This window comes from Clostridium bornimense (genome assembly GCF_018917145.1).
In the GTDB taxonomy this organism is placed as follows: domain Bacteria; phylum Bacillota; class Clostridia; order Clostridiales; family Clostridiaceae; genus Clostridium_AN; species Clostridium_AN bornimense_A.
Genome location: NZ_JAHLOD010000007.1, coordinates 21037 through 45825, shown reverse-complemented (window position 1 = coordinate 45825; position 24789 = coordinate 21037). Strand labels below are relative to the sequence as shown.

Annotated in this window: 23 protein-coding genes and 1 pseudogene; 3 read left to right on the top strand and 21 right to left on the bottom strand. The window is 29.6% G+C overall.

The genetic code is table 11. The annotated features are described in order from the left end of the window. Positions 1–60 precede the first annotated feature (60 nt). Complete coding sequence (gene hcp / locus KQI30_RS03925; RefSeq protein WP_216461903.1) at positions 61–1974, bottom strand: hydroxylamine reductase; 1914 nt, start codon at positions 1972–1974, stop codon at positions 61–63. A 349-nt stretch (positions 1975–2323) separates the two neighbouring features. Here hcp and KQI30_RS17495 point away from each other — a divergent pair, with 349 nt between their 5' ends. Further along, positions 2324–2599: a VanZ family protein gene (locus tag KQI30_RS17495; protein ID WP_367397830.1), complete on the top strand. Its 276-nt coding sequence runs from the start codon at positions 2324–2326 to the stop codon at positions 2597–2599. A gap of 116 nt (positions 2600–2715) precedes the next feature. On the opposite strand, the gene KQI30_RS03915 is transcribed toward KQI30_RS17495, so the two are convergent. From KQI30_RS03915 to KQI30_RS03900, 4 genes are all read right to left on the bottom strand, one after another. Then, complete coding sequence (locus KQI30_RS03915; protein WP_216461901.1) at positions 2716–3207, bottom strand: DNA topology modulation protein FlaR; 492 nt, start codon at positions 3205–3207, stop codon at positions 2716–2718. A gap of 39 nt (positions 3208–3246) precedes the next feature. Continuing rightward, positions 3247–4380: a rod shape-determining protein RodA gene (rodA, locus tag KQI30_RS03910; RefSeq protein WP_216461961.1), complete on the bottom strand. Its 1134-nt coding sequence runs from the start codon at positions 4378–4380 to the stop codon at positions 3247–3249. Between the two features lie 95 nt (positions 4381–4475). Beyond that, positions 4476–5165, bottom strand: coding sequence for a PAQR family membrane homeostasis protein TrhA (gene trhA / locus KQI30_RS03905; RefSeq protein ID WP_216461900.1), 690 nt, complete (start codon positions 5163–5165; stop codon positions 4476–4478). A gap of 266 nt (positions 5166–5431) precedes the next feature. After that, on the bottom strand, positions 5432–8590 hold the full coding sequence (locus KQI30_RS03900; RefSeq protein WP_216461899.1) for a DEAD/DEAH box helicase: 3159 nt from the start codon (positions 8588–8590) through the stop codon (positions 5432–5434). A 191-nt stretch (positions 8591–8781) separates the two neighbouring features. On the opposite strand from KQI30_RS03900, the gene KQI30_RS03895 reads away from it, so the two are divergent. Both KQI30_RS03895 and KQI30_RS03890 read left to right on the top strand, forming a co-directional pair. Then, positions 8782–9201 carry a hypothetical protein gene (locus tag KQI30_RS03895; RefSeq protein ID WP_216461898.1) on the top strand — a complete coding sequence of 140 codons (420 nt, stop codon included), beginning with the start codon at positions 8782–8784 and terminating at the stop codon, positions 9199–9201. 317 nt (positions 9202–9518) lie between these two features. After that, complete coding sequence (locus tag KQI30_RS03890) at positions 9519–9749, top strand: RNA polymerase sigma factor (protein WP_216461897.1); 231 nt, start codon at positions 9519–9521, stop codon at positions 9747–9749. 294 nt (positions 9750–10043) lie between these two features. Here KQI30_RS03890 and KQI30_RS17310 read toward each other — a convergent pair whose 3' ends face one another. From KQI30_RS17310 to KQI30_RS03815, 16 genes and pseudogenes are all read right to left on the bottom strand, one after another. Next, positions 10044–10172, bottom strand: a complete 129-nt coding sequence (locus KQI30_RS17310; protein WP_301281799.1) for a hypothetical protein — start codon at positions 10170–10172, stop codon at positions 10044–10046. 53 nt (positions 10173–10225) lie between these two features. Continuing rightward, the gene (locus KQI30_RS03885) at positions 10226–10687 is read right to left on the bottom strand and encodes a GNAT family N-acetyltransferase (protein ID WP_367397829.1); all 462 of its coding nucleotides are present in this window, start codon (positions 10685–10687) and stop codon (positions 10226–10228) included. 149 nt (positions 10688–10836) lie between these two features. Continuing rightward, complete coding sequence (locus KQI30_RS03880) at positions 10837–12051, bottom strand: aspartate aminotransferase family protein (RefSeq protein WP_216461895.1); 1215 nt, start codon at positions 12049–12051, stop codon at positions 10837–10839. A 136-nt stretch (positions 12052–12187) separates the two neighbouring features. Beyond that, the gene (locus tag KQI30_RS03875) at positions 12188–14308 is read right to left on the bottom strand and encodes a hydantoinase/oxoprolinase family protein (RefSeq protein ID WP_216461894.1); all 2121 of its coding nucleotides are present in this window, start codon (positions 14306–14308) and stop codon (positions 12188–12190) included. A gap of 25 nt (positions 14309–14333) precedes the next feature. Continuing rightward, the gene (locus KQI30_RS03870) at positions 14334–16115 is read right to left on the bottom strand and encodes a hydantoinase B/oxoprolinase family protein (protein WP_216461892.1); all 1782 of its coding nucleotides are present in this window, start codon (positions 16113–16115) and stop codon (positions 14334–14336) included. A 281-nt stretch (positions 16116–16396) separates the two neighbouring features. Continuing rightward, the gene (locus tag KQI30_RS03865; protein ID WP_216461891.1) at positions 16397–17182 is read right to left on the bottom strand and encodes an IclR family transcriptional regulator; all 786 of its coding nucleotides are present in this window, start codon (positions 17180–17182) and stop codon (positions 16397–16399) included. Positions 17183–17255: 73 nt separating this feature from the next. Beyond that, positions 17256–17930 (bottom strand): YczE/YyaS/YitT family protein, encoded by a 675-nt coding sequence (locus KQI30_RS03860; protein ID WP_216461890.1) that lies wholly within the window; start codon positions 17928–17930, stop codon positions 17256–17258. 587 nt (positions 17931–18517) lie between these two features. Then, positions 18518–18973: pseudogene (locus KQI30_RS03855) on the bottom strand (Rpn family recombination-promoting nuclease/putative transposase); the annotation flags it as partial. Between the two features lie 78 nt (positions 18974–19051). Beyond that, positions 19052–19273 (bottom strand): GNAT family N-acetyltransferase, encoded by a 222-nt coding sequence (locus tag KQI30_RS03850; protein WP_216461889.1) that lies wholly within the window; start codon positions 19271–19273, stop codon positions 19052–19054. A gap of 3 nt (positions 19274–19276) precedes the next feature. After that, the gene (locus KQI30_RS03845; protein WP_216461888.1) at positions 19277–20047 is read right to left on the bottom strand and encodes a GNAT family N-acetyltransferase; all 771 of its coding nucleotides are present in this window, start codon (positions 20045–20047) and stop codon (positions 19277–19279) included. A gap of 230 nt (positions 20048–20277) precedes the next feature. Continuing rightward, positions 20278–20724 carry a hypothetical protein gene (locus tag KQI30_RS03840; protein WP_216461887.1) on the bottom strand — a complete coding sequence of 149 codons (447 nt, stop codon included), beginning with the start codon at positions 20722–20724 and terminating at the stop codon, positions 20278–20280. Continuing rightward, positions 20717–21172 (bottom strand): DUF3990 domain-containing protein, encoded by a 456-nt coding sequence (locus tag KQI30_RS03835; protein WP_437177719.1) that lies wholly within the window; start codon positions 21170–21172, stop codon positions 20717–20719. Before KQI30_RS03835 ends, KQI30_RS03840 begins: the two co-directional genes overlap by 8 nt. Positions 21173–21614: 442 nt before the next feature. Next, the gene (locus KQI30_RS03830; protein WP_253287374.1) at positions 21615–21944 is read right to left on the bottom strand and encodes a GNAT family N-acetyltransferase; all 330 of its coding nucleotides are present in this window, start codon (positions 21942–21944) and stop codon (positions 21615–21617) included. A gap of 97 nt (positions 21945–22041) precedes the next feature. Next, entirely contained in the window at positions 22042–22818 is a 777-nt protein-coding gene (locus tag KQI30_RS03825; protein ID WP_216461885.1) for a Cof-type HAD-IIB family hydrolase, read from the bottom strand. A gap of 88 nt (positions 22819–22906) precedes the next feature. Beyond that, positions 22907–23446 carry a flavodoxin family protein gene (locus KQI30_RS03820; protein WP_216461884.1) on the bottom strand — a complete coding sequence of 180 codons (540 nt, stop codon included), beginning with the start codon at positions 23444–23446 and terminating at the stop codon, positions 22907–22909. A gap of 665 nt (positions 23447–24111) precedes the next feature. After that, complete coding sequence (locus tag KQI30_RS03815) at positions 24112–24561, bottom strand: GNAT family N-acetyltransferase (RefSeq protein ID WP_216461883.1); 450 nt, start codon at positions 24559–24561, stop codon at positions 24112–24114. Positions 24562–24789: the final 228 nt, after the last annotated feature.

Genomic DNA, 24789 nt, shown 5'->3' with positions numbered 1-24789 from the left:
TGAATAGCTGCAAAACAACTTGTAAATACTTATTCTGTAACAGCTTATTTTACATACTAATTATTTTAATTTTGCTAAAAGTTCATTTACATCTAGTCCATGAACCATACAAGCTTCTTCTAATGTTTCAGCTTGTGAAGATGGACATCCAAGGCAGTGCATTCCTGCAGCCATTAATATATCAGCATTTTCAGGATTCTTCTTTACGATATCACCAATTATCATATCTTTAGATATTTCTCCATCTTGTGCCTTTACTTCTTCTCCAAAGAACATTTCCATATCTTCTTCAACAGTAGTGATTCCACCGATACCAAAGTTTTCTACTAATACATTAGCTACATTTGGAGAAAGGAATGCTGGAAGTGTTGGTCCTAAGTGAATTTCTTTTACTCCAAGGTATAATAAGCTTAATAATACGATAACAGCTTTTTGTTCATACCAAGCAATGTTATAAATGATTGGTAATTCGTTGATTTCTTCAAGACCGAATATTTCTTTTAACTTAAGAGCTATTAAAGCTAATGAGTAAGAATCATTACATTGTCCTGCATCTAATACTCTTGGAATACCACCGATATCTCCTAGATCTAATTTGTTATATTTATATTTTGCACATCCTGCAGTTAAAATTACTGTATCTTTTGGAAGAGCTTTTGCAAATTCAGTATAGTAATTACGTTTTGTTGCTCTACCATCGCAACCAGCCATAACTACGAATTTTTTAATTGCACCAGATTTTACAGCTTCAACAACTGTATCTGCTAAAGCAAATACTTGCTCATGAGCAAATCCACCAACGATTTCTCCACTTTCGATTTCTGTTGGAGCTTCACATCTTTTAGCTAATGCGATGATTTCAGAGAAATCTTTTTTGCTTCCTGCTTCACCTTCAATGTGTTTGCATCCAGCATAACCTGCTGCCCCTGTAGTAAACATTCTATTTTTGTAAGAATCTTTTGGTGGAACGATACAGTTTGTAGTCATTAAGATTGGTCCATTGAAACTTTCAAACTCTTCTTTTTGCTTCCACCAAGCATTACCGTAGTTACCTACTAAGTGCTTGTATTTCTTTAATTTTGGATAGTAGTGAGCTGGTAACATTTCAGAATGAGTATACACATCTACACCAGTTCCTTCTGTTTGAATTAATAATTGTTCAATATCTGCAAGGTCATGACCAGATACTAAGATACCAGGGTTTTTACCTACACCGATATTAACTTTAGTGATTTCTGGGTTACCGTATGTTGTAGTGTTTGCAGTATCTAAAAGTGCCATACCGTCAACACCAACTTTACCAGTTTCTAAAGTTAATGCTACTAATTGATCTACAGTCATTGAATCATCCATTAATTTCATTAATGTTTCTTGCATGAATGCATCGATTTCTTCATTATCATATCCTAATGCATTAGCATGTTTAGAATATGCAGATAAACCTTTTAATCCATAAGTGATTAATTCTCTTAATGAACGTACATCTTCATCTTCAGTAGCTAATACACCAACTTCATTTGATTCTGCTTTTTCTTTTAACATAGCATTTATTTCAGATCCTGAGTTATTTCCTGATACAATATTTTTAAGTGTTGCTAAGAACCCAGACTTCTTATCTTCTTCTACATCCCATGTTGCAGCTGCTGATAAACCTTCTTTATCAGATAATTGCTTCATTAAGTCATTCTTTATTGATAATGTTTCTTTTACTCTAGCATAAAATACATCATCATCAAAGTTTGCATTTGTGATTGTTGTAAATAAGTTTAATGTTATATAGTGGTTAACATCTTTAGAAATTTCTTTTCCTTCTTTACGTAATCTTGTAGTTACTTCTGATAAACCTTTAGTTACATAAATTAATAAATCTTGCATGTTTGCAAGGTCTGCGCTTTTACCACAAACACCAACTTTAGTACAACCTTTGTTGCCAGCAGTTTCTTGGCATTGCATACAAAACATCATGTTGCTCATAGTTATTATCTCCTTTATTTCAATGGTATATTACCATATAAATGTTTATTTATATTTCGTCATAGCAAATCATAAATAATTCTTTAAATTGCTTTATGTCTTCGCCACAACTTACGTGTTTATCTTACATCATTAGTGCATTTCATTCTGTAACATACGTTACTTTAATTAAAATTTATATATTTCTCTAATATATTCTTATTCATTAAAATTTAATACTATGATAAACTATAACAAAACCATCAATTAATAATTAAAAGGAGCACTGTAACAATGATTGATTCAAATAACTTTTTTATACTAAGTCTTCCACTATTTATCTTTATATTCCTACTTAATCTAGTTATACATAAAAAGAAAGGTAAGCAATATACTTTTATTACCATTAGGTTTACTTTTACCTATATTGTGGACAAACTTAAGAAATTTGAAGAAAATTTTTCTCATTGGATTAATTACTTCTTTATCAATAGAGATATTGCAACTTATAGAAAATATCTTATATTTAGGATTTCGATCAGTAGATATAGACGATGTGATTTTCAATGTTATAGGAATTATATTAGGATATTCTTTGTTTAAAGTACTATCTACTTCTAAAAATAAATTCCAATTTTGTAAATAAAAAAATAGACTCTTGTCCACATATTTCAACTTTTGAACAAGAGTCTATTTTAACCCTAGTTATAATCTTATATTAAGTTTTTCTTTTACTCTTTTAATACCCCTTTCCTATATACGTCACGTATATTTCAAAATATCAATTGCACTTTCTAACACTATAACTTTCTTTTTATATGGCTCCAAAAAATCAATTATCTTAGGTATTGTTTCCTTATTATAATTATCCGTCCATTTTATTAATTTAATTAAGGATTCTATTGTTTCCTTTTTCCCTTTAGTAATACCTACTTTCCTTTTTAGAAAACGTAAAATAATTCTATACTTATATACCCATGTCGAAACATTTAAAATAAATATATAATCGGCTTTCTTAAAGCTATCTTCTAACCACTTGTAATATACGCCTTCAATAATCCAATTTTCCTCCTGAAGGATTTTTTCAAGTGATTTTGTCCTTCTGTTAATAGGCATCTTAATACCATAATACTGCGAATTATTATCCCAAAAGATATCATCTAAATCAAAATGCGGTACTTTAAACTGCTTTGATAATATGTCAGCAATATATGATTTTCCTGTACCACTTCCTCCGATAATATGTATCTTCATATATCCGTTCCTCCAGCTGATATAACTTATTTTATAACGCTAAAAATTAATTTTTTTTCGTCTCATACCAACATTTAATACAATAGCCAAACTCATAAAATATACAACCATAGAACTTCCACCATAACTCATAAAAGGCAATGTTATCCCTGTTATTGGCATAAGTCCAATAGTCATGCCTATATTTTGTAAAATTGAAAATAGCATTGATGCTGTAACACCAGCAACAAGAATTGAACCAAAAATGTCCTTTGAATCCCTAGCTATATTAATCATTCTTGAAATCATGATACCGTATAACGCCAGAAGACCAAATGCCCCGATAAATCCCCATTCTTCTCCTACTACTGAATATATAAAATCAGTCCATGCTTCTGGTATAAAGCCACCTTTTGTTTGACTTCCATTCTTATATCCACTTCCAGTAAGTCCACCTGCTCCAATTGCAATTTTTGATTGTGTCACATGATATCCCTTTCCAAGGGGATCTCTTGAAGGATCTATAAAAATCATAATACGTTCTTTTTGGTATGGTTGAATAAAACCGCTATTCCATACTGCAGCAATAACTATAAACAAAGCTAAAAATCCGCCAACAATAACTTTCCAATCAAGTTTACCTACTACTACCATGCCTAGTACTGTAAAGAAAATTACCATACTCATACCCATATCCGGTTGTATTAAAACTAAAGCTGTAGGAATAATGGCATAAATGAAAATAGTAACTAATTTTCTAAATGAATCTATCTTTCCATCCATATCTTCTATCTTTTTTGCTACAATAATTATTATTGCCAATTTTGCAAACTCAGAAGGCTGTATTGTCAGTTTACCTATTGTAAGCCAGGATTGTGCACCTTTACTTTCTGTCCCAATAAACTTATTTATAAGCAACAATATAATAGCTGCTCCATAAATTACATATGCATAGTTTTTAAAAAACGCATAATCTATGGTTAAAATGAAATACACTGCTAGAAGCCCAATAATAAACCACATAAGTTGCAATTTTGCGTATCTAAAGCCAATAGCAACACCATCTAAAGTTTTATTGTATGTAGCTGAATAAATATTTAATACTCCAAAAATAACAATTACTATTACAATCATGATGGTAGTAAAATCTAGTTCCCCTAGAAGCTTCTTATCTAATTTTAAGCTTTTTAACATCCTTTCAACTTTAAAGTTACTTTTCATTCTTTCACCTCATATTATTCCAATAACTTATTTATATATTTTATCTTTGGTGAAATGTATATTTTGTGCTAATAAACGTAAAGGTATATTCCAAACCAATGCAAAATAGCTCCTGCCAAAACGAAAAAGTGCCATATAAAGTGACAATACTTTTTATCCTTTACAAATGGAATCATTCCAATGGTATATAGAATTCCCCCTATTAATATCATAAAAAGTAATGGTCTATTATTTTTTATCCAATCTGGAAAAAATATTATACCGCTCCACCCAATGGTGAAATATAACGTAAAATGTATCCAACTAAATCTACCAGGGCCAAATACAGCAATTATAGTAATACCGAGAACTATTAACGCCCATTGAATACAGAAAAGTACAATTCCTAAAGTGTTTCCCCAATACACTAGATATAGTGGTGCAAAAGTTCCTCCAATTAAGAGATAAATAGAAGAATAATCAAACCTTCTCCATAATCGTTTTACCGTAGAACCACTTTTAAATGAATGATATAAAGAACTCATAATCATTAAGAAAAATAGACTTATACCATAAAAACAAGATGCCATAATTTTCAGTCCCGTATCTGATTTAATTAGAAGTAATACCATTCCAGCTATAGCTAGCATTGCACCTATTCCATGAGTAACAGCATTTCCCACCTCTTCAAGAACCGTTAACTTCGGTGGCTCATTTAATTGTCTAATTTGATTTTTTCTCTTCTCTTTTTCCTCTGTTTTATCTAACTTTCTTGTCATATTCTCATTCCCCTTTACTCTTTCCCCTCATGAAATTCATTACTTTAATTCAATAATTTTCTATATATTTAAAAATTATATCACAAATAATATATATGATGAATATGGATATCCCATTAGCAAATAAAAGTTTGTTAGGGCAATACATTGTTTTATTGGCGATTAAAAACTAACATTTACATACTTACAAAGTCTCCATAACATAATAAAAAGAACTGCTACACTTTTGTGCATCAGTTCTTTTTAATTTAAAATACTATTCTTCCTTATGAAAATAATTCTATTAGTTGTTCCTTTGTAAGTTCTCCAAGGAATGAACCATTGGATAAATTACCATCTATAACATCATTGATAAGCTTCTTTTTCTCATCTTGCATCTTTATTATTTTTTCTTCTACAGTTCCTTTTGCAATAAGTTTTATAACTTCCACTACATTTTTTTGTCCCATTCTATGAGCTCTATCAGTAGCTTGTTCTTCCGCTGCTGGATTCCACCAAGGATCAAAATGAATAACTACATCTGCACTAGTAAGATTTAATCCTGTTCCACCAGCTTTTAATGATATCAAAAATACCTTAATCTTTTCACTACTATTAAATTTCTCTACCAAATCTATTCTATCTTTTGCCTTTGTAGATCCATCAAGATATGAGTACTCTATATTGTTGTTTTCTAACTCTTTACTTAAAATATTAAGTACTGATGTAAATTGAGAAAATAATAAAATTTTATGGTCGTTTTCAATATTATCTTTAATCATTTCTAATGCAACATTAATTTTTCCACTACCACCATCATAATTTTCCACTACCAAAGTAGGATCTAAACAAAGTTGTCTAAGTGTTGTCAGATAAGAAAATATAGTTATCTTATCTCTTGTAAAATCTTTATCATCTAATTTCTCCGTAATATCTTTAACATAAGTGCTATAGATTTTCTTTTGGCTATTGGTCATTTCAATAAAATGCTTCTTCTCTATTTTATCTGGCAACTCCATCATTACATCTCTTTTTAGCCTTCTTAAAATAAATGGTCTTATAAGATGTTTTAATTCCACATTGCCTTCAACATCATTAACAAATTTACTTTTGAAACTCTTTTGTGAGAAAAGATATCCTGGCATAACAAAATCAAAAATAGACCATAACTCCATTAAATTATTTTCTATCGGTGTTCCCGTTAATGCTACTCTCATATTAGCATTAATTTCTTTTACACTTTTTGTTGTTTGTGCTAGGGGATTTTTTATGTTTTGTGCTTCATCAATTATACAATAATCAAACTTTATTTTTGAAAACTCTTCTATTTCATTTCTTAGTATTCCATATGTAGTTAATATAACATCATAATCTTCACAATTTTTAATTAACTCTTCTCTAGCATCCTTTTCTCCATGAACTACTGCTATTTTTAACGTTGGTGCAAAATTAATAATTTCACTTTCCCAATTATAAATAAGTGATGTAGGAGTTACAATTATAGATCTTTTTCCTTTCTCACTTAATAAAAATGCTATAGTTTGAATAGTTTTTCCAAGTCCCATTTCATCAGCCAATATACCACCAAACTTATATTTTTTTAAACTTTGAAGCCACTTAAATCCTTGTATTTGATATTCTCTTAAAGTAGCATTTAAGTCTTTTGGAATTTCATACTGTACATTAATTTCATTATTAAAACCATTAGAAATATCTTTTATTATTTCTTTACCCTGAATTTTAGGCATATTTTCATTTTGTAAAATACTATCCAAGTATATGGACTTACTATTATGTATTTTTATAGATCCATTGCTAACTTTATCACTAGCCTTATCTATAAATTTAAAAAACTCATTAATTTCCTTGTCATACAAATCAATAAAACTATTATCTTTTAATTTATAAAACTTTCTTTTCTCTTTAAATGCTTTTAATATATTATTGTATTCCTTTGGTGAAATATCTCCTACTGAAAAGTCAAATTTTAAAAAGCTTCCCTTTTCTTCTTTTATAGAAGCTACTATTGATGATGATCTATAAATCTTAGGCTCCTTAAATTTATTGGAATAAAATACTTCTCCTAAAGCCTTAAGATTTTCTATTTTACTATCTATAAATTGAAATAATTCTTCGTCACTACCACTAAAGATATACTTATCATTATCCTTATAAAATTTTAAGCTATTAAGAACTTCATTAACTTCTTTTTCCTTTTTAACATCCCTAACAACTAATAAGTCACTTTCACTATTTTTGTTATATAACTTTCCGTCATAATAATACTTTGTCTCACAAAATATATCATCGCCTTTTTTATCTAAATAAAATTCTACAGTACAAGTTCTCTTTATCCTTTTAGATATTTCTTCATCTAATTTAGTGTTTTTTGATACTCTCTCAACTACAGGTAAAACAATATTTATAACATCATTTAATTTATTTTTATCAAAATTTATAACAGTATCTTCTTTTAGTATTCTTTGAAAATACTTTAAAGCTTCATATTGTTTTCTTGAAGGCAAATATATATTTCCTTCATAAAGCATAACATCTCCCTTTGATGTTAATAATTGTGGCAATTCATTATTAGCAAATAATTTAATAAAATCATCCTCTTCTTTTATTTCAAAATTTAGCGGCACATCACAGTTATATATCTTTGGAGTAAATGTTTCATTTTCTAAAGTTAAAGTAACTTCTTTATTTCCCAAAGTTAATAGAAATCTCTTTAATGCATTATTTACAAAAACTATACTTTTTGCATTTAATATTCTATACATATCTGAATATTTTTCCATATCAACATATTCTTCAAAGTAATCTAAAATTTTATTATCTTTCTCTGTAAAATAATGAATACTACCATCAAAAGTAAACTTTCTTCCATATGTAATTATCTCTTCTTTTTCAATAGCTTCTATCAGCTTTTTTATGCTTTTAACAACGTACATTTGTGATGTACCTATTTTTAATTCTCCTTCAAGTCTATTATTTCTTTCGAAAATATTAACTTCAAGATTAACTAACTGTTTTGCGTCTTCTTGTAACTTTAACGTTTTTATAATGTCATTACTATATCTTACTTTCCTTTCATAATCTAGTTTATTTATTTCTTTTCCTTTATAACATTCTTCAAAATAGAGTCCTAGCGCTACTATATGCTTACATATTCTATGCCTATTACTAAATCTACTATTAAAAAAATCAATACAATTACAAGCCATAGTAGTTATTCTTCTGCTTCTAACATTAAATCCAAGCTTTACTTCATAAGAATCATATCTATTTTTACTAACAACAGTTCCATTAATATTAACAATTTCATTATTTACATCAAAATTTAAGTCTTTTACTTTATTTTGTCTTACTAATTCTTTTCCCCGTCTATATCTATTATCATCCGTTTCACTTTTTATTATTTTGTCTAAATTCTCTATTTTCATTCATTACCAACCTTTGTTTTAAAATATATTTTCATTCTACCATATTTGAATTTTTTTAGACAATATCACTTATCATTTTTTAATCAAATTGCAATTATATGATTTTCTTTTATTTATAGCTTAATAAAAATACAACTTTACCAAAATACAGCATATACTAAAATTAAAGATTTTTTAGCGGAGGACATATCTTGTATGATACTAGCGATTATATAGATGATTTTATAAAAAATATAGGGCTAAATTTAGCGGATTTAGAAAAGCTAGGTGCTGCACTATTATCTTTAGGATATCTTTTTTATGTTAACTCTTCCCAAATCGACAGATTAGGAATTTTAAATCTTTATAACGGAAATGAAACACCTGAACAAATTATAGTTAATGGTCAGACACTAGTATTATCTGGCTATATAGTGCTTTATATCGTTTCATTAAAAAGACTTGATGAAAAAGATTTCTTAAATTCAGTAAGAGACTCTAATATTAATATATCGCCTTATGAAGCTATCTCCATTTCATATTTAATAAGTGTTTTCGCAAATCTTCTTCGTTTTGAAGCTTTTATTCAAATTCTCAATACTGAAGACACTAATGATACTGATGAACAATAGCAATTAGGTGCTGTCATATAAGAAATGAAGGTTACTTAGAGCAATCTATAATATACTTTTATTCTTTATAGCACCTTTTTTTCGTTATAAAGAAATCACTCTTTCTTATTATCTTTTCCAAAATAAAATTTCCATCTTAATAATACCTATGTAACCTTAGTGTGTATGTAATATAATGGTAATATCCAAAACTACTTTCATACCTTATACAATTAATTTTTTTATATAAAATCCACTAATATAATAAATTTCTTGTAACATTTTTTCTATTTACAAGGTCTAATAATCGAAAATAAAATTCAGTAAGGAGGTTAACGATGGAATTAACAGATGTACATGCTATTTCTAATAACTTTTCACTTATTACTTCTGCTAAAAAAGGAGATAAAGAAGCTTTCATTTCATTGATGGAAGACAATAAAATTGATATGTATCGCATATCCAAAGGTATACTTAACAATGAAAGTGATATTGAAGATGCAATGCAGAATACCATTATGATTGTCTATGAAAAGCTTCATACACTTAAGAATAATGATTTTTTTTAACCTGGCTCATAAGAATTCTTTATGCATAATTTAGATACTGAAATTAAATATGATGATGCCATTGAATTAAATTTAAATTCTAAATAGATATAAAAACAAAAAGTATCCCCTGGGGACACATTGATAAAAAAAAGATAGCAAATATGGGGTTTTGCTATCCTTTATACTATTTTAAAAAGGGTTTATGAAAAAAACATTGAAAGTATTAACTACTTTGTACTTATAATATAACTTCTTACCGTGACATAATTGTGACATCTATAAGAACTTTATGTGAATAGATATTTTTTGTTACTATTCCATTTTAACTCCTAAATACTGTTGAACTTCAAAAGCTAAATCCCATATATCACAAGCATCTGTATTAGATAATATTATAAAGGTTGTATCAATTTCCGGATAATATTTAACAATATCTGCCACCCCTGCATTACATCCATCTTTTTGTATACAAAATAATTCCTTAATCTTATCAATTAAAGATTCTCTTCAACATCATAGTAAAACAATATAATATCTTCATATTTATTATCTTTATTTAAGAAACCTTTCTTTACAACTCCAACTTTTTCAAATCCTATTTTTTCGTACAAATGTATTGCACCTTTATTTGAACTTACTACAGCATTAAATTGCATTATACGGAATCCTAGCTCCTTTGCTTTTTCTAAAGAATGTCTGACAAGTTTCTCTCCAATGTTATTACCTCTTTTAGATGATTTTACTGCATAACTAGAATTAGCTATATGTCCACATCTTCCTATATTATTAGGATGAAGAATATATAACACTACCACTTCACTATCGATTTCAGCTACTGCACAAAAGCTTTGATCAGCAAAAAACTTATTAGCTTCTTCTACCGATAATTCTTCTACTTGAGGAAAGGCTTTTCCATCATTAACCACTTCATTCCATATCTTTATCATTTCAAAAATATCTTCTTTTTTATAAGATTATATTACTTAAACCTTATTTCTAAAAATACATTTATCTACAACTCCTTGAAAACTATTCAAAAAGAAAAAGCACCTATATACCTAAGATTAGTGTGCTTTCCCTTTAACTATATAATAATTTTTTACCATTATTCTAAAACTTCTACAGTTTCTTTTATTATCTCAAATGCCTTATCACATTCTTCCTTTGAAACAATAAGTGGTGGTATCATACGAATAATATGGTCACCAATTGCTGTAATTAAAAGCTTTCTATCAAAACATCCATGTTTTACGTCGATACCACTAATGCTATCATCAAATTCAACACCAACTAAAAGCCCTTGATGTCTTACTTCTTTTACATGAGGAAGTGCCTCCAGTTTAGATGCAAAGTAATCTCCTACTTTTTTTGCATTTCCTGCAAGATCTCTATCAATAAGCTCTGTTACTTCTGCAAGCGCTGCAGCACAACTTACGGGATGTCCTCCAAATGTTGTTCCATGAGAACCCATTGTAAAAGCCTTTGAAACTTCTTCTGTTGCGCATATAGCACCAATTGGCATTCCTCCTCCAAGCCCTTTCGCCATGGATACAATATCTGGTTTGATTCCATAATTCATATAAGACATAATAGCACCAGTTCTACACCATCCTGTTTGTACCTCATCTATTAAAAGTAGCAATCCCTTTTCATCACATAGCTTTCTAAGTCCCAACATAAATTCTTTAGTTGCCGGATTTACCCCACCTTCACCTTGCACTGGCTCTATCATAACAGCAATTGTATTATCATTTACAGCTGCCTTAAAATCATCTAAATCATTATATTTAGCATATGAAAATCCTGGTGTCATATCACCAAATCCAACTTGACAAGCATTATCAGGTTGTCCAGTTGCACTCATAGCACCAAAGGTTCTTCCATGGAACGACATCTTTGCTGTTACAATATTATATTTATCAGGACCATATTTTTCAACGCCATACTTTCTTGCCATTTTAATCATTGCTTCATTTGCTTCTGTTCCGGAATTTTGATAGAAAATTTTATCCATTCCGATTGTTTCACAAACCTTCTTTGCAAGGAGTGCTTGTGGAATTGTGTATGGATAATTAAAAGTATGGATAATATCTTGAACTTGATCTATTACTGCTGAAACTACCTTCTCATTACAATTTCCTGCATTATTAACAGCAATACCTGCATAAAAATCAAGATATGGTGTTCCATTTTCATCATATATATACATATCCTTTGCTTTTTCAGCCACCATGTCAAATCTTTCATAAGTTTCAATCATATATTTATTTACAAGACCTTTCAACTCTTCCTTAGTAAGTCCTGTTTCTTTCAACTTCATAGCTTTTTACCTCCAAATGAATAATTTTAATAAGGGAATCTATACAAAAAGGGCAAGTGTATCTTATTTTATTAAGCACCGTTGCCCATATATTTTTTAATGAATTCATATAAGTATTCCCTTATTATTTAAAAGTCTATTTCTTAATATATTTTTCTTTTTCAATACAATAGTTATTAAACTTGGTAATCTCTGCACGATAGCCAGGAAGAATAACAACAGTAGTAGTTGGTTCTTCAATAATAGCAGGTCCATGAACTATATCTCCATATACTAAGCTATCACCTTTAAATACAGGAGTTGCTTTTATATCATTGTATTCCTTAAAGTATACTTTCCTTGTGTCATAATTTTTTACCTTTTCATAAGCAAGATCACCTTTATTTAGCTTTTGCTCTGGAATTACAGCTTCACGCTCATGCTTACCAATTGCTTTTACTCTCCAATAAACACATTCTATGTAAGTATCATCTTTAACAGAGAAAGTTCTCTCATGCTCTGCATGGAATGCATCTTCCATCTTCTTTATGCTTTCTTCAGTAACATTATAATTTTCATCAAGGAAATCAGTTATATCAACTGACAATTCGTATACTTGGAAAGGATAATGTGCTTCCATGTAAACTTCAATTTTTTGATATTCCTCTGTTATATTATTTCTTTCAAAGAACTCTTTAGCTTTATGAACTAAATCATGTATAAGTTTATTAGTTCCTTCAAAATTGAAGTTATTTGTTAATGTATAAAGACTTCCATTATACTCTGAAATAATATCAGAAAATATTCCTCCTACTGCACTTAAACCTCCTGCTGTTCTTGGAATAAGAAGTCTATCCATTTCAAGTCCTTCTGCAAGTGCAATAGCATGAAGTCCACAAGCACCGCCACCTGAAATCATAGCATAACTTCTTGGGTCAATTCCTTGCCAAATAGTTATATCTTTAATTGCAGCAATCATATTTACATTTACTGTTGCCCATATAGAGTATGCTGCTTCCATTACAGTAATTCCAAGTGGATCAGCTACATGCTCTTTTATAGCAGCCTTAGCAAGCTCTGGATACAACTTCATACGACCATCATTAAAGAATTCTGGATTAAGATATCCTAAAACACAATTGGCATCTGTTACAGTTGGCAATGTACCTCCACGATTATAGCAAGCAGGTCCCGGAACAGATCCAGCACTTCTAGGTCCAACACGAATCATACCTCCATTATCTACCCATGCAATACTTCCACCACCAGCACCAATGCTATGTACATTTACTCTAGAAATACCAGGAATTTCTTCACCAATAATAGCTTCTTTTGATACAGAAATATTACCATTAATTACACAACTAACATCAAAAGTTGTTCCTCCCATATCTAAAACTACTGCATTTTTTTCATTCAAATCACTTATTGCATATTTTCTACCGGAAACTGGAGCCATAGACGGACCTGAATCCACTGAATATAATGGTCTTTCCACAATTTCCGCTGTACTCATAACACCACCAGCAGAATTAAGCATTCCAACTTTTCCAATAAAACCTTCCTCATTTAATCTTTTATTAAGGTTATTTGCATAAGTAGAAATAAGTTTTCTTAATGAAGCATCCATTGCTGCTGATACCCATCTTCTATACTCACGGCTACTTGGATTAACTTCACAACTAGTTACAACAGTAACTTCTGGCCATATTTCTTTTACAATCTCTGCAGCACGCTTTTCATGAGCCGCATTAGCAGTAGACCATAAGAAACAAATACAAATTGCTTCAACTCCATATTCTTTTAGTTTCAAAGTTTGTTTTACAACATCTTCTTCAACCAACGGAGTATCTATTCCCCCTTCAGAATTTATACGTTCCTTTACAGGAAGGGTTAAATAACGAGGTACAAATGGTTCTGGATAGTCTAGAAACATATTAAATGGATTTTTATTTGGTCCTTCTCTAAATAGAAATACATCTCTAAATCCTTCTGTACAAAGAACTCCAATTTTACCACATCTTTTTTCAACAATTGCATTAGTTGAAATAGTTGAACCATGAGTGAACAATCCACCATTTTCAACACTAATATCCTTCAAGAAGTCTTCAAAATCTTGATTATAGTGCTCGGATGCTACTTTTAAAGCACCAAGAATTCCTTCTGTCCAATCATGTGGTGTAGTTGGTGATTTAAATACATTAACTTCTCCATTTTCATCTAATACTGCAGCATCTGTAAAAGTGCCGCCAACATCTACGCAAACATACTTTGACATATTCTTTACCTCCTTATTTTTAAGTTTATATTGCTTCCTTCATCTTTTCTCTCAAAGCCTTAGTAGCTTCTACATCAGAACAATATTTTTCCTTAGAATCATCAACTATAACTCCATAAACTTCTTTTGCAAACTCCTTACTAATCCATCCTTCACGTACCCTATGACATACTAACTCTGGATCTCTCTCTAAAGGATTTCCGTAGCCACCACCACTGGAGCTTTCTGATACTATTGCTTCTCCTACTGAAATTGCTGGTTCTGCAAAAGCTGGTAACTCTACTCTTGACTCTTCTCCCTTATCGATATCATACTTCCATGCAGCTGCTTTATGACCGTCTAAACCACCTTCTGCTCCTCTTGGTGGATTATCAATACCATCGCAAGAATATGCACATACAATGGGATCTTTTCTTGCTGTCATAACAAATTTACAAGATGGAGCTGAATCATATTTTCCTGCCCCTACAGAATCCTCTAAAATTTCTTCTGATATAACTTTAAATGGATATTGTTGTTCTAAAACTTCTGTTGAATTCCAGTTCATAGCACCTCCTGTAACAGGATATTGATAAGTAACCCATCCATCATATCCGTTAACTGCAGGTCCTCCAGTCATTCCACAGAATATTTGATTAACATAAGTTTCATTATTTTTTCTCCAATCTATACCAGATACTACTGCAACAGCTGGACATTGTGTAGCACCACCTTCTGCCATACCCTTATCACTAGTAATTTGATTCATAAGTGCTTGTACCCCTGAAATTACTCTATCAGCTAGATTAGTTGTAGCCATAGATGATGAATATGGTCTTTTGGCTTTTCCAACTATACAACCTTCTCTCATCTTAACTTTAATACGGCTCATTGCACCATCATTGCAAGGTATATCACAAGGCATTCTATTTAATACACCTGTTACCACACTAGCAAGAGTTGTAGCTTCACACATATTTAATCCACAAGGAAGTGAATCAACATTCTTAGTTAAATCAAACTCTATAATCCCTTCTAGAGGTTTTGTATCACATATAATGTGAATATTAACCTCTGGAATAACACCTTCAATAGCATCAGCTTTAATATCATATTCATAGTGTCCCTTTGGCAAAGTTTTCAATTCTTCTTTCATTCTTTTTGCACCATACTCTTGATATGCTTCACAAAAATCTTTAATAATATCATTACCATATTCATTACATAACTCTTCTAAACGCTTCTCACCTACTCTAGAGGACCCAACACATGCTAGATAATCACCATACCACATATCTGGAACACGATTTCTCATCATCGCTATCTTTATAATATCTGCAACATCTTTATAATCCTTTTGAATCTTAATACATGGCCAATCAATTGCACCTTCATCAAACATATCTTTTGCCGCTGGCACATAAGTACTTGGAATTGTATTACCAATATCAGCTTGATGCCCTTTAGTTACCGCAAAGAACATTAACTCTCCATCATGAAATACTGGAGCAATATATGTGTAATCTGCATGATGGGTATTTCCATTGTATGGAGAATTATTTAAAAATAAATCTCCTTTATTAATTCCTTCTGGATGATCAAAACATGGACTAACAGTCAGTCCCATATTGGCACAATGTACAGGAATGCTTTCAGCTAATGCAATTACTTTACCATTCCTATCACATATCGCAGTTGATAAATCGTGACATACGCTCATCAATTGTGATCTTGCTGTTCTCATCAAAGTATTAGTCATTTCAAGTCCTATACTATAAAGACGACTTGAAAGAACTGACATTAAATAAGGTTCAACTTTTTTACTCATATTATTATCTCCTTTCATCTTCCTAGTTTTCTTTTTTGCAAAACGTCCAACTTTTTTAACATGTTACATAGAATAGATTTCAAAAGAATTTCTTAATTTCTCTTTAAATAACAAAAGGGCAAAGGTACCTTTTCAGTAGCACCTTTGCCCTTCTGTTCATCTATGTTGAATATATAATAGCACTATAAATTGTAAAAATCAATAGTTTTTGCAAAAATAAAAGATTATTGTTCAATAAAAATGAACAATAATCTTTTACTGTAATTTCATATGTTATAATATTATCCTACTAAAATGCCAGCTATCTTCTTTCCTACATCTCTCAAAGATCTAAGATACTCTTTTAACATATAGTCTGATATTGGTTCTAAACATGACATTCCAATAGAATACCTAACAACATCTTCCCCTGTAACAATAGGAATAGCAACACAAAATCTTCCATTCCGATATTCCTCAAATCCAGTTGCATATCCTCTGTAGATAATATATTCCATTTCCTTCTTTAATTCCTCTACATCTGTAATTGTATTCTCTGTATAACGTATTATGTCTTTTTTATAAAATTCCTCTTTTTCCTTAACAGTTGAATATCCTAATAATACCTTACCAACGCTAGTACAATGCAAAGGTACACGTGCTCCCGCCTTTGACAAATAATCCTTTTGAAAATAAAAGGCCTGCTCAGAACAAATATATACAGCCTCATCCCCTTCTTTTTCTGCAAGATATACATTATTTTTATAAATATCTCTTAACTGTTGAAGATATTCTGTAATTCTATAATCAAAATTCCTAGATTCCTTGTATCTAGAAAAAAGAGAAACAGCAGCTCCTCCCAACATATACTTCTGAGTCTCACAATTTTGTGTAACATACCCACATTGCTCAAAAGTCTGCAAAATATTATGTACAGAACTTTTTAACATGCCACTATACTCAGCCAGTTCTGTGACTCCTACCTCTTTATGTTCTGAATCAAAATATTCCAAAAGCTTTAAGGCTTTATATAATGACTTTACTTTTGGTTTAATAGTATTACTTATTTCATTGTCCCCTTGCAACAAAATTTTTCAACCCTCTCTGCTATTTTTTTCATGAAGATAGAATATCATAATACTTTCTTTCATTCAATTTAATTCATCTATTTTCCTGTAAATAATGAGATGTAAGTATTTTATTTCTTAAAGATCCAAGTAATTTTGTAATACACTTCAATTCTGTTCCTACTAACACAGCTGCAATAATTGTTCCTATTCCAACACTTCCAAAACTATGTATTATAAATAGGCATGTAAGTAATGAAATTACAACCATTGAAACATCAAATATAAGCTTAATATTTGCAAATGGTTTCTTAGTAACTTCTGCAATTGCAAGCATAGCTCCTTCACCTGCTAAGGGCATAATATCAGCTGGCACATACATAAAAATTCCAAATGCAATAAAAAATGTACTAATAAGCATCATTAAAATTCTTATAACTATACTTTCAGGAGTTGCTATAAAATTCATTAAATAATTGCAGAAAGTTGTGAAGTATCCAAAAACAACGCCAACTGGTATCTGTAATAAATTTTTTATTTTAAAATTCTTTCTCAAAAGCAAAATCTGCATAACTACCAATGCTGTATGAAATATAATTGTAGCCTTTCCCATCTCAACTCCCCAAACACAAGTCATAGTATATGGAATAGAACTAACTGGTGAGACCCCAAGATTTGATTTAACAGAGATTGCAATCCCTAAAGTCATAATTAAAAAACCGCCAAAATAACTAATAAGCCTCACCACTAACTTATTATCTTTTCTCATTATTAACATCCCCCGTCAACAAAATTTCATTTTAATCTGTTAATTAACCTAAAAATTCACGTCCAATTAATTAGAACTAATATAAAGTAACTTTGTCATGATTTGCAGTTTTATATTTTCCAAAAATTAAAGAATGCGTATACTTAAAAGTTCACGCATTTATAAAAAACATTTTTTCTTATATTATTATATCGCTAGTAGCAAATATTGTAAAACACATTGTGGATATTTGTCATTATAATGTATTCTTTATAACTTTAAAGCTATACTATTTTAGTAAATACTCTACATCATTTAACATGTATAAAAGCTGATATTAAAAATTTCATACTAAAAAACAAATAGCACAAGATTTATTATCAAATAATTCTTGTACTATTTTTGTATTTATATTAGTTTTTCTGTATAACTTTTAATGCCCTCTTTCAAACCTTTAGGAAGCATAAATATACCTTTTTCCCAAATAAGGATTCATATCAAATATTCTTACTTCACCATTTTCAAAGGTTACGTCACGTACATTTCAAAAATAATTTTAATTATTTATTAAGATTATTTTTATAATTCACTTTATACCGTTAAAAAGTTTATCTCAACTTTTTTATTACATCTATACTTAATCCTGTTTTTCTTGCAATAGTTTCATCGTCTAGTATATCTAAAAGATTCTTTGCTATTTCTATGCTTTTTTGTTCAATTCCTTGCTGAATTCCTTTTTCTATCCCTTTTCTTTCAGCTTCATTTAGTGCGCTTACCTTATCTTTTAGTATCTTAGCTCTCATTTCATATATTTCTCGCTGTTTTTCATCATTGCTCATGCGAATAAGCTCATCCTTTGCTTCTCTTATTTCTTCTATACTCATCTCAAGACTTCTAACTTTTTTACTTTCAGGATTTCTTAAGAATTCTGTCCATGCCATAAGCATATCTTTTTCATCAGATTCATTTGAAAGTTTTGGAATCTCAATAAAGTGCATTTCTATTATATCGGTAAGTTCTTCATTAGTTTCTATTTCTTTAAGTCTATATCCTGTATGAAATTTTTCAGTCTTTAAATATTTTTTCTATAATAAAAAGCTAGTACAAGTGTACTAACTTCATTATTATAGAAATTTAATCATCTAAATTAATTTTTGGAATTCTATCTCATGCATTATAGGTATACCATAATTATCAATCAATGGAATTGTAGGCTTCAACTTTCGTGATTCTCCAATAGCATTATGGTATATTTTAATCATATCAAAACCACGTTTTTGATAAAATTTTATTGCATCTATGTTGTCATTTGTAGTAATTACTTTTATCTTATTAATATTATTAATATTTTCATAGTAATACATACTTTATAAATACTCCCATATTTCATATGCATTATAAGTATGACTGTAATGATATCCTAGTTTTTCTGCTAACGCTAATGACCATTTATTTTGAGCATCCCAACTAGGGTATAAATTTCTCTTTAAACATTCCAATATCAATTTTGCTCCACAAATATAAGCAAGTCCTTTTCTTCTATATTTCTCATTTGTATCAATTTCTATTTCAATTCCACCTTCATATCTTGAGTATGACGATGCTCCTGAAACTAATTCTCCATCCTTTAGTATAGCAACACCTAATCCATAATTATAATAAGAATTATAATCTTCATATTGAGATACTAAATCTTTGCACCAGTTTTGCTCTCTACATTTATAATAGATATCTTCATCTATTAATTTCATTTCATAATCCTGCGGTAATGTATCTACTATTTGCTCTAACTTCTTTTTATCAAATATATTGGGTTCTTTTTTAGTAGCATAGCGACATACTTTTTTAGCTTTATCTTTATAACATTGCTCAATGCATTCTCCCCAACTATCATTTGTAGGAACCATGATTATAAAATCCTGTTTACAGCTCTCAGGTTTATATAAAACTATTTCTTCTTTTGGTTCTCCAGCAAAGAAAATAAAATCTCCAAGTATAGCCATTGATGAAGTTGGATTTTTCTCATTGTCCACATAGACTTCTCCCATAACTCCCTGTAAGCATGACCAAACAATAGTATCTTCACAATCATCAAAAATATGTTCAACCTGCTTTGTATTCTCAACTTTTTTTACCACTACTTATCACCCCTTTATATCTCATGTACTTACATTCTCATTTCAACCTAACATAATACTTAACATTTCAATACTATAATGATAGTTACGTCTAAATTTTAAATCATTTTACTATTACATAAAATATAATAACAAATTTTGTTTATTAATTCATCTGATGTTTGTAAGTAAACTTTATCTATAAAATTTAATAAAAATAAAAAGCTAGTAAAAGTGTACTAACTTTCTCATTATGTAAGCAATTTACCTTCAAGATAACTATATTTTAAATACTCAGGACTACTATAATATACAGATGAATTAAAATCTGAAATTTCATCACTTATAAATGATGTAAACACATTATAAAGTACATCAACAATATCCTCTTTTTCTTTTCTTACATCTATAATAAGCCTTTGATACTCTTTACCAATACTCAAAAAACTTGGAACTGTATATTTACATAATTTAACTGAATCAAAATCCCCATCTTTTATATTAAAATACTCTATTAATTCATCTGATACCTGGTCAAATGAAAGACAATGATTAACTTCTGCTAAAGACATTTGCCTGTTAAGTTCTTTAATGCCTAATATCTTAACAATATCACTTCTATGATTTTTTGTCTTTCTCCCTAAAAATTCTATTAATGAACATACATAAAACAAATCATTTTTCTCCTCTTCATTCATCTAATACTTCACTCCTTTCAAACTTTAAGCAATCTAACGCTTTTAATGTATGAAAACTGATTTGATGTGTTGGATGCTTAAATTTTGCGAGTTCCCAAAATACATTTCTTGATATATCACCTGCTAGAAAATCATTAACATAATTCCAAACAGTATCATCAGCCATAGGGCCTTCTACAATATCATAATCATGCACTAATCCATTACGACATTCTGCTATGAAATCAAGCCATTCATCTGTCATTTCATTAAATTTTAATATTTTTAAATTTTCTTTTTCTTCAAACTTATAATAATTAATTGTTGGAAAATCTCTATTTCTTTTAGCCCATTTTTTTGCTTGTTCGGAATTATTAGTACAATAAAATCCCCATGAAAAATCTTTTGTATATCTACATTTCCTTATTTCAGGAAATTCAACAACTTCTCCACTCGCATGATATAATATCATATATAGTCTCCTTAATTGAAATCCATCTCTGTTTTAATAATTTTTATTACTATACTAAAATTATATCCTATTACGCAATTTCTATAAATACTTAGTTACAGGAAAGTAACTAGCTATTTTTACTGTAGCTACCCTTTTTCTACATAACAAAAAAGAATGATCCTCAAAGACCATTCTTTTTATAAAAAGGAAAATGATTTGAAAAAAATTAACTATTATCATTAACTACAATTATAATATAACAATATATTGTGACAGTTACATGTCCAATATAAGAATTTAATATGAATTTCAAAAGTTACGTCACGTATATTTTAAAACTTACCTTTTAAGTACCTTACAAATTAGATTTTATTTGTATACAGAATAAAGATAATGTAACATATCTCCATTATAAAATTGAGTAATAAACTCATCTTCTTTTTTCATACCGATACTCTCAGCAACTTTCATAGAAGCCTTTAATAATAGAATGGACCTTTTCTTTATTGAGCTGTTCAAAAGCATATTTTTTACAACCTCTTGCGTATACACAATGCCAATAGTCTTGTTTTAGCAAATAACCTATCTCAAGCACTTCGCTACCTCTATATTTTTGAATTGTCAAGCCTGCTTGTCCTATCATACACCCTGTTGATTTTAATATCATAGCCCACAGTCCAAATCCATATTTTTTATATCGATTTCTTTGACGGTCAAGCCATACCTGTACATCTTCATCTGAAAAATCATGCTCATAAGCATACATAATTTTTGGATTTTGCAACATTTCTTCTAAATACTTAAAATCAGTTTATTCCATTTCTCTTAAAAATAAACGTTCTGTTTCTAAAATCAATTATATCTCCTCACTTTTAAATTTCTACTTATAAAATAAATGTTTTCATAAGATAATCCGCTATTCCGTCATTATCATTAGTTCCAATTACTATGTCTGCAATCTGTTTTACATCTTGTATAGAATTTCCCATAGCAATTCCAATACCACATAATTTCAGCATCCCTATATCAACAAAGTCATCACCAAATGCAATGATGTTATCCGGTGTGAATTTACATACATGACATATTTCTGTGATTGCCTTTTCCTTTGTGACCCCTTTTTTAGTGAATTTATACCAATAGCCATCAGAAAATCTGACACAATCACAATCTGTTAAAATATTTTTCAATTTTTCAGCTTTGTCATAATCAAATATTTCTACACAGATTTTTAATGATTCTTGATTAAAATCCTTAAAATCAGTATAAATACTATCCCCCCAGCTCTGGTCTTGCTTTTTAGGGTCAATCTTATAATTCCAATAATGACTTTCCATTGTATCCACTGTTATTTCACAATCTGCTCCACATATTTCTCTAACTGTCCTAATCATATTATTTGTTTCTTCTATTGAAAATTCTGCTTTATAGATGTAGTTACCATTCTGTTGTACTAACGCACCTCCACTAGAAATAAGTATATCTGGGAGAAGTTCTGAAAGAAATGTCATAGAATTTTGTTCACTTCTAGAAGTTGAAACACCTATCATCAATCCTTTACTTCTACAAGCATTCAAAGCAGAAAGTGTATGTTCTGATATGGTCTTATCACTTTTTAGTAATGTCCCATCTAAATCAAACAGTAACAATTTACATTCCATAGCTATCATCCTCTCAAATTTCTATTTATCTATTTACTCTTGTTTAGCACATACTATTACTGTACCATCACCTACACCTGATGTATAATCAACAAATACTCATTCCTAACTTATAAGCTTCCTCTAAAGCTTTATTTCTCTTTATATCTCCTTTATCCTTTACCCCTCGTACAAGAACCCTACCAGCATCTTCTAGCTTAAAAAAATCTAACACTAACTTATACTGTATTTCAATAGCATCAAAAACAGTAGGTAAAGTTGCTGCTGCCACTAATAGTAAGCCTAGCTTTTTTACCCTAAAGTTATTTCTAAGTGGAGTATGTAATCTGTCAACAATTGCCTTCAATTTTGAACTTATCCCATAAAAATATACCGGTGATGCTATGACAATCATATCAGCCTTAGCTAACTTTCTGTAGATAATCTCCATATCATCCTTTTGAAAACATGAATTATCCTTTCTTTCAAAACAAGAATTACACCCTATGCATGGATTCACCTTATACTCTGCAACTGATATAATTTCTACATCATTCTTCTTAGATGCTCCATCTACAAAGGCTTTTGCCAATAAATCTGTATTTCCTTCCTTTCTCATACTTCCCACTAAAACCACTATCTTCCCCATATTACACCCCTTATAATTATTTCTGTAACTCAAGTCGTTTACTTTAATATTAATAGATTATACCACATATTTTCTATGATTATGCATAATTTTCCACCCATATACCGAACTGATAAAACCAATCATATCTGTATCTAATGCTAGTACTTCATAAGGATTACATCACACTGAAATAATTTCTGCTTCTCCAATATTCTCTAGTATTTTAGCTGCTGCTCTCATAACTAGATATCCCTAAAATGTATTTATGTTTATTCAAAAATATTTTTATAAAAAAGCTAGCATTGATAATACTAACTTTTCTTTATTTCTATATTACTTTTAATATCCAATCCTCACAGTTCCAAATCTTCGTTACAACATTTATATAAAACTATGGTTTATAAGTTCATCTAAGACTACTACTTTTCTCTTCCTTTAGACGTTTTCACCATATATCTACTCTTACCTTTTTCTACATAACAAAAAAGAATGATCATTAAAGACCATTCTTTGAATAAAAAGGAAAATGATTTAAAAAAATTAACTATTATCATTAACTACAATTATAATATAACAATATATTGTGACAGTTATATGTCCACTATAAGAATTTAATATGAATTTCAAAAGTTACGTCACGTATATTTCAAACCATATCTAAAATGACTTTATAAAATGGTAATTTATATACTTTGCCTGTAAATACAGACTTCACTTCCGGTATACTCATATCCTTTGTCAAATGGTATCCAACCACTTTTTTCATAATATCCATTTAACTCTGTATATAAAAATATTTCTTTATATCCACTCATCTTACAATATTCCAACACATGCTTTTGCAAACTTTGTCCAATACCTTTATTTCGATAATTTGGATTGACAACCAACGCAGAAAGCCATGGATATAATTCCTGACGTGAAAGTAAATCTCCTCGCCAAATTCCAACAGTTCCCAATAATATACCATTCTCTACTGCTATAAATGTAATTGGTAATTGATTTTCTACCAAACTATGCTCGATAATTCCCTGGTAAAATTTAAAACTATTTCCATTTCCGAATTCATTATTCAGCCACTCTATTACTTCTTCAACAAACTCTGGATAATCTTTTAACATTTCTATCTTCATATTAGCACCTTTAAATTCCTATTTATCACTATTTCTTAAATTCTAACTTGTAATAATATACCTTTATTATACCATACTTAACATAATAACTCCTATATACCTTTCTTTACCTCCACAACACCATTCTCTACTTTAATGTTACGTCACGTACATTTCAAAAATAAAAAAGAATGATCATTAAAGACCATTCTTTAAATAAAAAGGAAAATGATTTTAAAAAAACAACTA